This is a genomic window from Arthrobacter zhaoxinii, assembly GCF_024385505.1.
GTDB lineage: Bacteria > Actinomycetota > Actinomycetes > Actinomycetales > Micrococcaceae > Arthrobacter_B > Arthrobacter_B zhaoxinii.
This window is the reverse complement of record NZ_JANFLT010000006.1, coordinates 516,805-531,131: the sequence shown is the minus strand read 5'-3', so window position 1 is coordinate 531,131 and position 14,327 is coordinate 516,805. Positions and strand designations below refer to the sequence as shown.

The window sequence follows — 14,327 nt, the reverse complement described above, 5'->3', positions numbered from 1 at the left end:
GCATTGGAGAACGCCTGCGTCTCTTACTTGTGCCTGCTCCACGGTGAATAGCTATGCTCGCGGGTCAGTGCCTACCGGGCCCCTAGGAGGAATCTGTGTCCCGTCCCCTTCGTATCCTGCAGTCGGCACCCCTGCCCAGACCCACCACCAACCCCTACATTGTCATGCTGTGCCGGTCATTAGCCGAACGCCCGGACTTAGATCTGCTGCACTTCTCCTGGCGTACCGCGCTGCTGTCCCGGTTCGACGTCTTTCACGCACATTGGCCGGAAATCCTTGTATCCGGCGCGGGACCCCTCAAGGCGGCGGTTCGGCAGGCACTGTTCGTGGGCTTCCTGGCCAAACTGCTCCTGCTCCGGATTCCGGTGGTCCGCACGGTGCATAACCTGGACGTGCCGCCCGGGTTATGCACCGTGCAGCGGCTCTTGCTGCGCCTCTTTGACCGGCTGACCGTGCTGCGTATCCACATTAGCGACGCCACCCCGGTCCAGCCCGGGAAAGAATGCGTGACCATCCTGCACGGGCACTACCGTGATTGGTTCAGCAGCTTCCCCCCTTCCCCGGCTGTGTCCGGGCAGCTCACTTACTTCGGCCTTATCCGCCCCTACAAGAACGTGGACGGGCTCCTTGATGCCTTCGCACAGACACGGCCCGACGAAGGGTTACGCCTTATGGTTGCCGGCAAGCCAGGCTCGGATCCGCAGGCGCTCATCGAACGGCTCGACGGCGACCCCAGGGTGGCCTCCATCCTGCGGTACCTCACGGACGCCGAGCTGGTCCAGGTGGTGACGGCCGCCGAACTCGTGGTGCTCCCCTACCGGGAGATGCACAACTCCGGAGCGGCGCTGGCGGCGTTATCACTGGACAGGCCGGTGCTTGTTCCCGCGAATGAAACGAACCGCCTGCTGCAGCAGGAAGCAGGGACAGGCTGGGTACACACCTACAACGGAAGCCTCACCCCGGAGATCCTGGTCAATGCGCTGCACAGCACCCGCACCGCCCGCGCCGGGCACAGTCCGGACCTATCCCGGCGGGGCTGGGCGCGGGCCGGAAGCGAGCACGTCGAGGCGTACCGGCTTGCCCTTCGTCTGGCCCGCGGTTAACCGGCTTTGCCTGGGTGCTCCCTGCGTGCTGCGGCGGGATGCGGCTTCCTCGGCTGCTTCCCCCGCTTCGGCGTCCTTCCGTACTCCAGATGGGTGTACCCGAGCATTCCCGACAGCATGCCCAGCCCCCTCGCCGCAGTACGTATCCCCCGCGCCTGGTGCTTATCGGACCGCGTCAGGGTACCAAAGGTGGCACGGGCGGTCCCGCCGGACGCACGCAGCAGCGCCGGCCCGAGAAGCCTTAGCCGCAGCGTCCCCCTGCGCGCACCGGATCCTTCCATCCGAAGCTGCACCCGGCTCCAGGAGTTACCGCTTCGGAACGCCCGGGTCACCACCCACCTGCGAGTGAGCCGGTGCGACGGCACGACGTCGTCGACCAGCGCCTCGGAGCACCACACCATCGGCCCGCCCTGCCGGTGCAGCTGCAGGGTGAACAGGGAGTCCGCCCCGCCCGAAATACCGAAGTCGGGGTCGAATTCCAACCCCAGCCTCCGCACGACCGGCAGGCTCAATAGGAGGTTATTCGTCGCCGCCACCTGCACGGGCGTCCCGGTTGCCAACCGCCGCCGCGCGAAGAACCGGCCGGCTTCGATCCACGGCTCCGGTTCCACCTCGAAGGTGGAGCGCACCGGGCCCACAACCGCGGCCGGCGCATAGTCGGCGTATGTCTCCAGCAGGGACATCAGCCATCGTTCGCCCGGGCTTTCATCATCATCGATGAAGACCAACAGCTCCGAATCCGGTGAAGCCGCCATGGCCCGGTTCCGCGCTGCGGAGATCCCCGGCACCGCTTCATGCACATACCGCAGGCGTCTCCCTTCCGCGGCCCGCAGCCCGGCAGCCTGCTTCACCTGGTCCCTTGCCCCGGCCTCCGGATCGTTGTCCACCACGAGTACTTCCGTGGGCCAGCCGGAGGTCTCTGCCTTTGCTGCCTGCTCGAGCAGCAGCGGAAGAATGCGGTCCAGGTCCGCCGCCCGCCTGTAGGTCAGGACGGCTATCGTCACCTGTTCCCTGTGCTCGTGAGGCATGGCCGTCCTTTTCTGTCGGCGGATCGCGTAGGCATGGGCGTCGGGACGCCCGGGCCGTTTGAGGATACTGGTGTCTTCGTTTCTGTCCACGGGTAGTCTGCGCCGCATGTCTGAAATCTCCTCGGTGGAGCGCACTGCGGACACCACTGCAGTCATCGTCGTCAATTACGCGTCCTCGTCCCTGCTGAGGGAGAACCTGGCGCCACTGTCGCGTGAAGATCCAAACCTGCTTGTCGTCGTGGTGGACAACTTCTCAGACTGTGCGGAGCGCCGCGCCCTAGGGGATTTGGCGAGGGCTGAGGGCTGGGCCTTGGTCTGCCTGCCCGACAACCGGGGATTCGGCGCCGGCGCCAACGCGGGCGCCGCGCGTGCGGCAGGAATGGGCGTCGGTGCCTTCCTCATCCTGAACCCGGATGCCCGGATTTCCGCGTCGCATGTACGGCGCCTGCGCGCCCGGGTCGATGCCGAGCCGGCCACCCTGGTCTCACCGGTGGTACTCAAACCTTCCGGGGACCCTTGGTTCACCGGTTCCGATCTTTACCTGGACACCGGTCAGGTGGCGGCCAGCAGGCACCGCAGCAAATACCCGGGCCGCCGGCACACGCAGTGGTTGAGCGGTGCCTGCCTGATGATCCATGCGGAGTTCTGGCATAAGCTGGGCGGCTTTGACGAGGAGTATTTCCTGTATTGGGAGGATATCGATTTGTCCTGGCGGGCAACGGCGGCAGGTGCAGTGCTGCTGGTTGATTCGAAAGCCTTAGCAGTGCACGACGTCGGCGGGACACAGCGGCCGGAACGGCACAACCACGGAGGCCGCGGAAAATCCACCCTCTATTACCGGTACAACGCGCGTAACCGCCTGTTATTTGCCGCGCGGAACCTGACCGATGATGAGCTTCGCCGCTGGCTGCGAAGCACGTATCCGCAGGCATGGGCGGTGCTCATGCGTGGGGGGCGGCGGCAGCTCGTTCACCCTGTCGCTCCCCTGCGCGCCCTGTTGCTTGGCATATGGGAAGGACGCAGAATTGCGCGAACGGCCATGGCCGTACGGCGTTCTGCCAGCCGCACCACCTAGGTCCCTGCGCGGAATACGCCGCAGCAGCCACGTCAGGCCCGGGAGCGCTGAGCCGCCTGGAGAACCGAGCTGAGCGCCTCCACCCCGTTGGCAATCTGCTTCAGGGTGGCGAGGTGCCCAAATACCGACAGATTGTGCCCGTCGCGGATGTCGCTTGAGGTGCCGGAACCGTCGCTGCAGGTCCGCAGCCCCCGGGCCCGGCCGGCGGCCAGCGGGACCCGGCATTCATTCATCCTTTCCACCAGCCCGTCCAGATGTTCGGCCTCCGCATCCGGCAGGTGCTGCGCAAGCTGTACCGCTTCAATCAAAGTGAACGTTCGGGTGCGGGCGGGTGGGTAGACACTGATCACCCGGCTTCGGTTAGCCAGGTCCGGAACGATAATCAGATCGGCTGAATCCGCCAGTGCTGCCGTCAGGCAGCGTGATCGGTGGCTGTCGGCGTAGGCGGCCTGAAGCGGGCCCATATTCCGCACCCGGCGGGCGGCCACCGGACAGATCCTGCTTCCATTCCGGGCCAAGGTCCCTGCGCTGCCGACGCGAATGACGGTCTTCCCGGGATTGGTCCCCACCTGGTTCAGCAGCAAGGCGGCCATCAGAGGTGACCGGCATACGTTCGCCGTGCAGACGGTCAGCACATTGAGGTGTCCCCCCGTGTCTCTGTCAGGCACCGGCAGGGCTTCTTCCATGGACACACCTCGCGCACTCATCCGGCCGCCGGTTTACATCGGCAGAATACAGCGCCGGCCCCTTCCGGTGTGCGGGGAGAACTACGCGTTTCACGTTGTTGCCCCTGTGGTAGTTACTGGGTTTGGCATGCAGCGCGAAGCGGCAGCACCAGGATTGGAAGAAGGTCTCAATGGAACTTCGGGACTACGTAGCAGCGATGCGCAATCAGTGGCTCTTGATTCTCTGTATCGCCGTCGCGGGCATTCTCGTCGGACTGGGGACCGCAGCCCTGACCCCCGCCTCGTACCGCGCCACGAGCAGCGTGTTCGTGTCCGTGGACCGTGGACAAACCACTTCGGAACTCGTCCAAGGCTCCACTTACACCCAAAACATCGTGCAGTCCTACACCCAACTGGTTACGACGCCCAAGGTTTTGGACCCCGTCATCGAAGACCTCGATCTGGAGACGACGGCACAGACTCTCGCCTCGCACGTCACGGCGGAAACACCGCTGAATACCGTGCTTATCGACATCAAGGCGGTTGATGCGTCCGCTGAAGGAGCTGCCGAGATCGCCAACAGTGTGGCGGCTTCACTGTCGGAGACTGTGGCGGAACTGTCGCCGGCCGTGGGGCAGGACCAGCGGCCGCCCATTGAGCTGACGGTCGTCACCCGGGCACAGACTCCCGGGGCTCCGTTTGAACCGAACATCAGGCTGCTGCTTTCCCTGGGATTCCTCGGCGGGCTTGTCCTCGGCGTGCTCGTCGCCCTTGGCCGGGAGCTGGTGGATACGCGGGTGCGGAACTCCACGGACATTGAGCGAGTCACCAAGTTGCCTGTTATTGCCTCCGTTTCCCGGAACCGCAACAAGAAGTCGAGCCAGTTGGCGATGCGCAGCAATCCCCACAGCCACGTCGCAGAGTCATACCGCCTGCTGGCCACGAATCTGGAGTACATCGATCCGGACCGCCAGCTCAAGTCCATCCTGGTCTCCTCTCCAATGCCCGGTGAAGGAAAAACCACCATTGCCATCAACCTGGCCCTTGCCGTAGCAGAACACACAAACCGGGTGCTGCTCATAGATGCTGACCTGCGCCGTCCCGCCGTCGCCCCGTACTGCGGCATCCAGGGAGACGTTGGACTGACCACTGTCTTATCCGGAAACGCATCAGCGGAGGAAGCCATCGAACGCTGGAGCGGAGTGGACATCCTCCCCTCCGGGCCGGTACCGCCTAACCCCACCCAGCTACTGAGCTCCAACACCATGGCGTCGATCGTCAGGGACCTGGTTGCCCGGTACGACTTCGTTGTGATCGATTCCCCTCCTATCCTTCCGGTAGCTGATGCCCTCCCCTTGGCACGGCTTGCCGAGGGCACCCTGCTTGTTGCCAGGCGCCGCAAGACCCGGCGCCAGCAGTTGGCACGGGCGCAGGCAGCACTGGAAAACGTAGGGGCGAGCACGGTTGGAGTGGTGCTCACCATGGCCGATGCAGATCTCGGAAGCACCTACTACGGCAGTTATCCCGACTCCGGAGTGGGTAAGCCCGGAGCAGAGGCCTGGGTACCGCCGACGGAACCCCGGTCCTGGCGCTCGTCCGAACAACCCGATGAGCCAGCACAGACCGATGGCAAGGCCCGGTCGGCCGCGGATTCAGGACGCTAGTGGCAGGGGCGCTGTTGCTGGAGAGGGTTCGACTCTACGAAACGCTCAGGACAGCCCACATGGAGAGAGCACGGACCTTGCCGGCGGCGTCGCTGGTGTACGCCTCTCGACGCTATGACTTCGACGAAACCATAGCACAGGGCCTGCACCTCGTTCGGGCGGACACCTTCGGTACGGTGTGCCTAATGGCACGTTCCACGGTCAGGGAAATCGAAATCAACGAACCGCTTATGCTGGCCAGCGCGCGGCGTACCGCCGTGGCGGTGGCCGTTGCCTGCCTGCGCGGAAGGCTGATGGGCTACCGCCCCCTGGTAGTCAGCTACGCCATTGAGAACCGGAATCCGTTCGGCCCTCCGCCCGCCAGCCTCCGTCAGCGCCCTGGCCTGGTATTGAACGCGGCCCTGTCCCGAGCCTTGTGGCAGCGTCTCGACCGGATCGCCTATGGGACTGTTGCCTCCCGCACGCTCTATCAGCAGATCATGCCGCCGCGGGTCCGCCTCGACCAGAAACTGGTCGAAGCGTTGCCTGCGTCCTGCCCGTGTGCCCAGAGGCCGGAAAAGACACCCGGAACCCTTCTGTATTTGGGCGCCCTCTCAGAACGGAAGGGCTTCGACCTCCTGCTGCAGGCATGGGCCCGGGTACGGCTCTGCATGCCTGCAATCCACCTGACAATCATTGGCACCGGGCGCCTGTCTACCGCCGCCCGGAACCTTGCCCGCGCTGATCCGCGTGTCCGCTTTGTCGCCGATCCCCCGCGTGACGTCATTCACCGGGAACTGCTGACGCATCAAGTGCTTGCGCTCCCCTCCAGATCCACTCCCGGCTGGCGGGAGCAGGTGGGACTGCCCATTGTTGAAGGCCTTGCACACGGCTGCAGCATCGTCACAACGGACCAAACCGGCCTGGCATCCTGGCTGCATCAGCATGGGCACAGGGTTCTGCCGGCTGATTACTCCCCGGAGGATTTGGCCCAGGCCATGGCGGGCATCGCCGCGGCACCGCTGCCCCCAGCCCTCGTACAGTCATCCCTGCCGCCCGTAGACGGCCGCCTGGCTGCCGACCACTGGCTCTTCAGGAGTATGTGATGCCGACGATCCCAGCCGGCGCCCATGCTGTCCATCCGCTGCTTTCCCGCCGCCAGTTGTTTGCCGCGTCCGCCGGCGCGCTGGTATTGGCGGGCTGCGTACGTCAACAGCCTGCTGCGACGGTACTGCCCAGATACAACATTGACGACCTTTTCAGCTCCTCGCCGTTCTATATCGCGCACCGGGGATCCGGGGACAACTGGACGGAGCACACGGCCGAGGCCTACGCCAACGCCATTGACGCCGGCGTCAAAGCCATTGAAGTGTCCACTGTGCCGACAAAGGACGGGGTGTTCGTATGCCATCACGACCGGGATACGGCCCGGCTGACCGGGGTGCCCGGCGAAATCGAACAAATGACCTACGACCAGGTTGCAGAGCTGCGTACCGATGCCCGGGCCTGGCTGGGTCCCAGCACGCCGTTGCTGCCTATCCCCAAGCTCACCGACATCCTGGACGCGCACGTTGCCTCCCATGTGCTCTTCATCGAGGACAAGACTGGCAAGAACACAGCGCTGCTGCTTGACGTCCTTTCCGCATATCCCAACGCCCGCCAACATGTCATCATCAAGATGCCGGGCGAATCCGCGAAGGCGGCGCGTGAATGCCGCGAGCGCGGCTACCAAGTGTGGGGCTATTTCGCAGAGATCGACGAGGAAACCTTCACCAAGAGCGTGCCGTTACTGGACTATCTGGGGATTTATCACCGGGCCCCTGACGATGTCATAAGCCGGGTGGTTGCAGCCGGGAAACCGGTCATCTGCTGGGAAGTACATCAGCGCTGGATGAGGGACCGCCTGACCGGCTTGGGCGTACAGGGGATGATGTGTTCAAACATCCTGTACGTGGCTTTCCCCGATGCCCCTGCAGCTACGGACAAGTTCACTTCCGGGTCGCGGACCCCGGGAGACCTGCCCTACCCGCTGGTCTGGACCGCGCAGCCGCAAATCCTGCCAGCCAGGGCCTCCCTGCGGTTCGAGCAGGGCCACAAGGTGGTCTACCAGATGGGCTCAATGGCCGAGCTGCCGTCAGAGGAGCTGTCGATCAGCTTCCAGATGCGTTGGCCGGGCAAGCCCCAAGATGAAGACTGCGCGGGTTTGGCCTTCGCGCAGGGCAGTGACCGACCCGTAGCCGACGGCGCACCGAGTGACGGCTACGCTGTGCTGGTTTATCCCGTGGGGCGCATCGTGCTCCTGAAGCTGGGTCCCGACGGCAGCTCGGTGCCACTGGATGAGGCGCCTGCTACCCGTTCATACAGAGGCCGCTGGATGAAGGTCTCGGCGAGAATGGCCGCGGGCGTCGTGACCGTAACGGTCATAGGCCACGATGGCGGGGAGAGCTCCGTCTCTGCCCAGGATACCCAGTACCGCGGCGGCCATTTCTCCCTGTGGAAAGCGTATAAGGCCGCCGAGCCACTGGAATTCCGTTCAGTGCAAAGGTCCTAGGGCTACGCTCCTCCCACAAAAGTCCCAGCAGCAGCATCAGGAAAGCCGCGGAACTGTACAGGGGGGAAAAGGCGACATTCCATAGAGCCTGTGCAGCCACGAAAACCAGGACGGCGCTGGCTTTGCCTGTCGAGATGAAAGAGACCAGCCGAACCACCACTGCGGTGACAAACAGGATGGAAGCTGCCACGCCCACCACCCCGTAATGCGCCCACAGGTCTCCGAAAATGGAGTGCAGCTCAAACGAGGAACCAAACATGTAGTTCTCTACATATCCGTTATTGGGTTGGTATCCAAGCCGGATCATGCCGCTCTTGCCGATCAGGATTTCCTGCAGATTCGGCACAGCACCCAGTCCGAATCCCCGCGGCTGGTGTTCCATTAGCGCCACGGTTGCCCCCAGTTCAGGGCGTGCCCCCAGCAACAGCGAACCGGCGTCGTGAACCTGCTGGATGGAGCGCTGCTGAGTGGTTTGGCCCAGGTATCCGTCGAGGATAAGCGCCCTCCCGAGGTTGTACACCACCACAAATATGCCCGCCACAGCCAAAGCAGTGCTTGCTGCATTGATGCTGCGCTTTGGGTGCGCCGGGCGCATCTGCCATGCCACGGCCAGGATAGTCAGCAGCAGCAGGCCGAAGGCGGACCGTGCATCCGTTAGCGAAGAGACCACGGCTAGGACAGTCAGTACCAGTAATTCACCCCAACGGCGCCGGACTACCCCCGCCAGGCTGAGTATCAAAACGCTTGCAGCGGCGGCGTAACCGTACTTCCATGGATTCGAATCGTAGAGGGCCCCGTTCGGGGAAACACCAAGCAGGAGCCCGACGGCGTATACAGCAACGGTCCAACGGACTCCGATCACGGACCGTGTCCACAGCATGAACCCGGCCCCCGCCAGTGTCCCGATGAGCAGGAAAACCTGGCCGGAAAGGGTGCGGACACTGATGGTGTGGGTCTGGGCCGACAGGGCGGTCAGGACAAACCCGGAGAGAAGCATCAGGACGCCGAGCACAAACATTGTCGGGGCCCAGCGGTACCGCCGAACCACAGACAGCCATACCGGGGCGAAGGCCAACGCGAAGGCATATCCCACCGTGAGTCCCTGCGGCAGGTTGATTCGCAGGCCGAGGATCAGAAGACCGGCTACTGCTGCCACGCGTTCCAGGACCGCCCAGCCTCTGGCGGCGTCGCCGTCCGTCCATTGCAGCGTCGAACGGCCCGGCCACGCCCCCTCGAGTACCTTCGTCGGCCAGCCCGTCCCAACACGTTCGGGCATCCGGTCCCCCCTGTTCACTCCGCCGCTGCCGGGCCCAATGTACGCCGCTGCTTCCGATTGCCAATAGGTACTTAGCAGCCCGCCCGAGTACCTATGGAAAGCACACGTACCGCCTGACATCATGGCGAGCGGCCGGCAGGTCCCACAGTCGACGCTTGGGCGGAGGGAACAACGAGGAACCTCAAGAATTCAGCCCTCAAGGCCGTCGGCAGCACAGCGGTGGTCAAAGTCCTGGTCATGGGCTCGTCGGGCCTGCTGGCAGTGCTGACCAGCCGCTTGATCATCCAGGACTTCGGTACGTCGGCGTACGCACAATACGGCCTCCTTGCCTCCTTTCCGTCGCTGCTGCCATTTGCCGATCTGGGCATAGCGGCAGTAGTCATCAACGCGGTTGCCGGGTCCAAGGCTGTGCGGACCGACGAGGATGTTACCCGGACCCTGGTAACAGCGCTGCGGGTGTTGTTTGGTGCCGGCTTTGTCCTCATCTGCCTGTCTGCGGCAATCACCCTGCTCAAGGCATGGCCGCTGCTGCTTGGCAGCGCGGTCACGGGCAGCGAAGGGAACACAGCAGCCTTCCTGTGTCTGTCCCTGTTCGGGGTGTGCCTGCCGCTGGTTGTTGGGCAAAGGATCCTCGTGGGCCTGGGCAGGACGACGAGCCAGGTTGCAGCGCAGGTGGTGGTGGCGCCGTTCATGCTGCTGTGCATTACCTCGGTCATCGCCCTCTCCCTTCCGGCCGGAAATTTCCTGGCTGTTTTTTCTTATGCCGGCAACGGACTCGTGTCCGTCATCTGTCTGGTGATCGCCCACCGGCATACCCGTCCCCAGCTGGGAACGGCGCTGCGGCGGGTGTGGCGTGTGCGCTCCTACCGGGGGGTGCCCGTGGCCGGCACAGCCCTTCCCATGCTGATTCAGATGGTGGCCCTTCCCATCGCCATGCAGACCGACCGCCTGCTGCTCAGTCATTTAGCGGGGGTTGACGCGCTGGCCGCCTACAACCTCGCCTCCCAGTTGTATGGCCTGGTCCTGCAGACAATCGCTGCCGCGGGGCTGGCTTTGTGGCCTGTCTATGCCCTCGCACGCCGCGAAGGGCACGTGGAATCCCCGGCCGGACCTACCCTCGCCTTCCTGACCGGAGGGGTACTGCTTGGGGGTGGCCTGGCCCTGGCTTCCCCTTGGCTTGCCGGGTTTATCTCCTCCGGGCAGATCCACCTGGATCTTCCCCTGGTTCTTGGGTTCGCCGCCTTTACCGGACTGCAGGCGGCCAAGTACCCGCTGGGCATGTACATGACGGACCAGAAAGGTCTGTGGTTCCAGGTCGCTCCCATTCTGCTTATGGTTCCGCTGAATCTGGGGTTGTCCTGGTGGCTGGTGGGGGTGGTGGGCGCCGGCGGACCGATCATCGGTTCCGCCGTGTCCGTTGCTCTCTGCCAGGTGCTGCCGAATTTCTGGTACGTCCACCGTGACCTGGCCCGAAGACGGCATCGCCGGCAAGAAACGTCCGAAGGCGTTCCCGGCCCTGTGCAGGACGCAGAGGAGGGGTCCCCGTCCGAAGCCGGAGACCCCTCCCGGTGAACATCAGCTGCTCTCCGGCCGCGTGGGCAGCGGCCGGGCTGGGTTTACTGGGCCGAGAAGGACCGGATGCTGAGGAGGATCGGTCCAACGGTCGCCGTTCCCGAGAGATAGGAGTAGATCCCTACTCCTCCTGCTGCCTGGAGTCCTGCGGAACTATCGGTCGCCGTGACCTGCCAGCCTGACGGTTCCGCAGTTCCTGCCTTCCATGCCTTGGCTTCAACCGTGGTGGGCGAGACTCCGCTCACCCTGACCAACACGTTCAACTGTTCCCCCGGCGCCAGAGCCAGCCCAGGAACAGACGCGGATTTCAGGGAACTTTCAGCGCTTCCCAACACCTTGGTGAGGGAAAAGTTCACTGCCCCGGCGGACGTTATGGAGACTCCGCCGCGGTACTCGCCGGCGCCGGCGATCCGCCGTCCAATCCCCAGTACCTTCAGGCCGCCTCCGTTCGGCTTCTTGTCGACGACGACACTGAAACTGGTCCTGGCATCCGTTGCCGAGACGCTGTTCAGCTGGGCGACCGCGCTTCCTCCCGCGTTGACGAGCATGGACCCTGCCCCGGAACCCACACTGTAGTTGCCAGCCGTTCCCACGACCGTCCAGCGTCCACCGGCGTCAGCGGTACCCCAGCCTCCCGATACGGTACGGGCAAAGGTGTCACGCGCCAGGGTTCCCGCCGGCGGAGGCGGAACGGTTGGTGATCCCACCGTTACGGCGCGGCGGAGTGTATTAGCCGCACCACCGTTATCCGTCACCGTGAGTGAGACCGTGTACGTTCCCGGAGCCGCGTAGGTACGGGAAGCGGTTGCCCCGGTGGCAGTGCTGCCGTCACCGAGGTCCCAGGCATATCCCGCGATGCTTCCGCCGGGATCCGTAGATCCAGAGCCATTGACATTGACCGTGAGCCCCGCCGTGGTGGCGGTAAATGCCGCAATCGGTGCGGTATTGACTTGCCCCCCGCCGGTCACGTTGACGCTGACCGCGTTTGTCGCGAGCTCGTTGCCAAAGGGATCCGTCACGAAGATCCGATAGGTGTGGGCACCCGAAGACAGCCCAGTATCAGTAAAGGTCAGGCTGGGCCGCTGCCAGAAGGTGGAGGCCTCCGTGACAGTGTGGACGGGAGCAGCGATATTCCCGTCCCGGATCACCCTATAGGTCAGGTTCTGGTTGTCCTGGTCCATGTTGGTCTTCCAGGTCACGGTGGCTCCACCCTTGCCCGTGTCTTTCACGGTAGGCAGGCTCTCGGACGACGCATCCTGCGGCCCCAGCCGGTTCGGTGCACGGTCCTTGGTGGCGAAGCGGACGAGACCCTGCTGCGGCTTGCCGTTGACCTTCGGGAATTCGCCGCCCATCAGCACGTATCCAGGGGCCGTGGCGACAGTCCACGGCCCCTGGGTCTTGCCAGTGTAGGAGCCTGCCTCGATGTCCGGGAACCAGGTTTGCAGGGACGGCGCGGGCTTGCCCTCGAAGTTTACGTAGCTGCCCCGTTCCCTGGTGATTTTCTGCGTTGCTTCCTCGCTGAAGGCGAGGCCGCGCTGGAACCGCCGCGGGGTGACCTCCGGGAAGCCGCCGATGTTGGTGCACATGTGGGCGTGCCCCGCGGTGTACACAGCCCCGTCGAGTGGGGCCACACCATAGGTATCGCCGTGGCAGTCCTCCAACCACTTGATGGCTCCACCGTCCCATTTGGCAGCGAAACTGCCTTCGAAGTTGGCGCCTCCTCCGTAGTCGTATCCGCTCCCGTAAACGACGTCGTCGCCGGCCGTGAGGCTCGTGATCGCGCCCGCCGAGCCGGCGTCGCGGACTACGGAGTTCACCGCGAAGGGCAGTAGTGCGCCGTTCGCTGCGGACACCTGGCCCAAACCGTACCCGGGGTTGCCGGAATTATTCAGCGTGGTGAACGCCCCGCCTACTGCGATCCTGCTCTGATCGGGGCTCATCGCCATCGCCGTTACGGCGCCGTTGGCAGTTGGCGCCCAGGATGTCAGTTTGCCGTCCGATGCGTTCACGGATGCGAGCCTGCTGCGGCTGGTGGACCCCACGCTGGAGAACACGCCACCGAAATAGACCGTGGTGTTCGTGGCGGCAATTGCCGAGACCTTCGAGTTGGGCGCCGGCTTGAAGGAATTAATCAGTTCGCCGGTGGTCGGGTTCAGCGCGGCGATGCGGTAGGCGTTGACACCGTTCACTTGGGTGAACGTTCCGCCGACGTAGATCCGTGTGCCGTCAGGGGAAGCAGTGATCGCTTTTGCCTGTGCATTCAGGCTCGGTGCGAAGGAAGAGATCAATTCGCCCGTGGTGAGGTTGTAGGCCAGGATGTTGTTGCGGGTAACCGTGTTGGTTCCGGGGGCCGCTCCTGCAGGGCGTGCCTTTGTGAATTCACCGGCGACGTACACGGTATTGCCCACTGCCACCTGCTGCCAGACAACGCCGTCAATCTGCACAGTGGGAAGGGCATCCGCGGAAACCGTTTCAGGGGTGGCTGGATCGGCCGGGTTCAAGGGTGCGGTGTCTGCGGCGGCCGGAGTTACGGACACGAGCACCAGCGAGGCCGTGATGGCTGCTGCGCCCGCCAGAGCCGTCAACCTGCGGAAACCCCGGACAATCCTGGCGCTTTGCGGACCAGGATCCGCGTATTCGCGGCGGGTGGGTTTTTTGTTCATTGTTTTCCTTCTGACTGGGGCATGGGCCCTTCGAACGCGGCAATCGGGGTGGTTGCCTGATAGTGGAAAAGGATCCTGAGTGCTTGCCGGAGCTCAGGTGCTACGCGGAAGACGAATACTGCAGACGCGGACTCCCCGGCGCCCAGAGTCGCCGGAAAGGCGGTGCCTCCGGGACCGCTCAACTGGGTTGCCGGGGTCGCGTCCGGACCGGCTTCAACGTTGACCACGGCTTCTTCGAGGGATATCGCGCTGCCCGTACGGTTGGATACCGTGACGCTGAACCGGATGGAGGGCCCGCCGGCCTCGGCGGCTCCTCCAGGATCGCCGTCGACAGCCTCGAAGGAACCGACAGCGGCCTCGACGCCGTCGCTGACGTCAGCGGGACGGTTAAGGGCCCCGGCGGCGGCAACCGGCTGGGGAGCATCGTTGATCTCCCCGGCGGCGGGCGGCTCCCCCAAAGCGGCGCCGGCTCCGTCGCCTCCTCCGGTTTCGCCGTCGCCGCCGGATCCGTCCGCTGCCGGCGCGGTTGCTTCGCCGGCAGCGGGCGAGGCAGCCGACTGCTCCCCTTGGGGTCCGGGACTCGCCTCCGTGGCGTTTGGTTCCCGTTGCGCCGCCGCCGGATCAGCGCCACCGCCCCCAATCTGAAGGGTGAACAGTCCCCCCGTCAAAAGAACCAGCACCAGCACCGCAACGAGCGCCAGCCGTCTCCGGCCCCCTGTTCGCCTCCTAAGGCCTTCTTTGTCCATGCCCT

General features: G+C 64.5%; 10 protein-coding genes. 6 read left to right on the top strand and 4 right to left on the bottom strand.

What is annotated here, in order from left to right; genetic code table 11:
- Nucleotides 1–95: 95 nt before the first annotated feature.
- Nucleotides 96–1,103 (top strand): glycosyltransferase, encoded by a 1,008-nt coding sequence (locus NNX37_RS13845; protein WP_255793303.1) that lies wholly within the window; start codon nt 96–98, stop codon nt 1,101–1,103.
- Here the strand turns inward: NNX37_RS13845 and NNX37_RS13840 are convergent.
- Nucleotides 1,100–2,131: a glycosyltransferase family 2 protein gene (locus NNX37_RS13840; protein WP_255793302.1), complete on the bottom strand. Its 1,032-nt coding sequence runs from the start codon at nt 2,129–2,131 to the stop codon at nt 1,100–1,102. The genes NNX37_RS13845 and NNX37_RS13840 overlap by 4 nt on opposite strands.
- A gap of 106 nt (nt 2,132–2,237) precedes the next feature.
- Between NNX37_RS13840 and NNX37_RS13835 the strand changes: the two genes are divergently transcribed.
- Nucleotides 2,238–3,206 (top strand): glycosyltransferase family 2 protein, encoded by a 969-nt coding sequence (locus NNX37_RS13835; RefSeq protein WP_255793301.1) that lies wholly within the window; start codon nt 2,238–2,240, stop codon nt 3,204–3,206.
- Nucleotides 3,207–3,238: 32 nt separating this feature from the next.
- Here NNX37_RS13835 and NNX37_RS13830 read toward each other — a convergent pair whose 3' ends face one another.
- On the bottom strand, nt 3,239–3,892 hold the full coding sequence (locus tag NNX37_RS13830; RefSeq protein ID WP_255793300.1) for an arsenate reductase/protein-tyrosine-phosphatase family protein: 654 nt from the start codon (nt 3,890–3,892) through the stop codon (nt 3,239–3,241).
- A gap of 170 nt (nt 3,893–4,062) precedes the next feature.
- Here NNX37_RS13830 and NNX37_RS13825 point away from each other — a divergent pair, with 170 nt between their 5' ends.
- The 4 genes from NNX37_RS13825 (at nt 4,063) to NNX37_RS13810 (ending at nt 10,913) form a co-directional block, all read left to right on the top strand.
- Nucleotides 4,063–5,535 (top strand): polysaccharide biosynthesis tyrosine autokinase, encoded by a 1,473-nt coding sequence (locus tag NNX37_RS13825; protein ID WP_255793299.1) that lies wholly within the window; start codon nt 4,063–4,065, stop codon nt 5,533–5,535.
- Nucleotides 5,536–5,594: 59 nt separating this feature from the next.
- Nucleotides 5,595–6,620 (top strand): glycosyltransferase family 4 protein, encoded by a 1,026-nt coding sequence (locus NNX37_RS13820; protein ID WP_255793298.1) that lies wholly within the window; start codon nt 5,595–5,597, stop codon nt 6,618–6,620.
- Nucleotides 6,620–8,065 carry a glycerophosphodiester phosphodiesterase gene (locus NNX37_RS13815; RefSeq protein WP_255793297.1) on the top strand — a complete coding sequence of 482 codons (1,446 nt, stop codon included), beginning with the start codon at nt 6,620–6,622 and terminating at the stop codon, nt 8,063–8,065. Before NNX37_RS13820 ends, NNX37_RS13815 begins: the two co-directional genes overlap by 1 nt.
- A gap of 1,513 nt (nt 8,066–9,578) precedes the next feature.
- Nucleotides 9,579–10,913, top strand: a complete 1,335-nt coding sequence (locus NNX37_RS13810; protein WP_255793296.1) for an MATE family efflux transporter — start codon at nt 9,579–9,581, stop codon at nt 10,911–10,913.
- Nucleotides 10,914–10,957: 44 nt separating this feature from the next.
- Here the strand turns inward: NNX37_RS13810 and NNX37_RS13805 are convergent, their stop codons facing one another.
- Both NNX37_RS13805 and NNX37_RS13800 read right to left on the bottom strand, forming a co-directional pair.
- Nucleotides 10,958–13,576, bottom strand: coding sequence for a PKD domain-containing protein (locus NNX37_RS13805; RefSeq protein WP_255793295.1), 2,619 nt, complete (start codon nt 13,574–13,576; stop codon nt 10,958–10,960).
- The gene (locus tag NNX37_RS13800) at nt 13,573–14,322 is read right to left on the bottom strand and encodes a hypothetical protein (protein ID WP_255793294.1); all 750 of its coding nucleotides are present in this window, start codon (nt 14,320–14,322) and stop codon (nt 13,573–13,575) included. Before NNX37_RS13800 ends, NNX37_RS13805 begins: the two co-directional genes overlap by 4 nt.
- Nucleotides 14,323–14,327 lie beyond the last annotated feature (5 nt).

What these genes read in the sequence shown, in the direction of transcription:
- NNX37_RS13830 (WP_255793300.1), bottom strand. Translation starts at nt 3,892, where the DNA reads ATGGAAGAAGCCCTGCCGGTGCCTGACAGAGACACGGGGGGACACCTC.
- NNX37_RS13825 (WP_255793299.1), top strand. Translation starts at nt 4,063, where the DNA reads ATGGAACTTCGGGACTACGTAGCAGCGATGCGCAATCAGTGGCTCTTG.
- NNX37_RS13820 (WP_255793298.1), top strand. Translation starts at nt 5,595, where the DNA reads ATGGAGAGAGCACGGACCTTGCCGGCGGCGTCGCTGGTGTACGCCTCT.
- NNX37_RS13805 (WP_255793295.1), bottom strand. Translation starts at nt 13,576, where the DNA reads ATGAACAAAAAACCCACCCGCCGCGAATACGCGGATCCTGGTCCGCAA.
- NNX37_RS13800 (WP_255793294.1), bottom strand. Translation starts at nt 14,322, where the DNA reads ATGGACAAAGAAGGCCTTAGGAGGCGAACAGGGGGCCGGAGACGGCTG.
- NNX37_RS13840 (WP_255793302.1), bottom strand. Translation starts at nt 2,131, where the DNA reads ATGCCTCACGAGCACAGGGAACAGGTGACGATAGCCGTCCTGACCTAC.
- NNX37_RS13810 (WP_255793296.1), top strand. Translation starts at nt 9,579, where the DNA reads ATGGGCTCGTCGGGCCTGCTGGCAGTGCTGACCAGCCGCTTGATCATC.
- NNX37_RS13815 (WP_255793297.1), top strand. Translation starts at nt 6,620, where the DNA reads ATGCCGACGATCCCAGCCGGCGCCCATGCTGTCCATCCGCTGCTTTCC.
- NNX37_RS13835 (WP_255793301.1), top strand. Translation starts at nt 2,238, where the DNA reads ATGTCTGAAATCTCCTCGGTGGAGCGCACTGCGGACACCACTGCAGTC.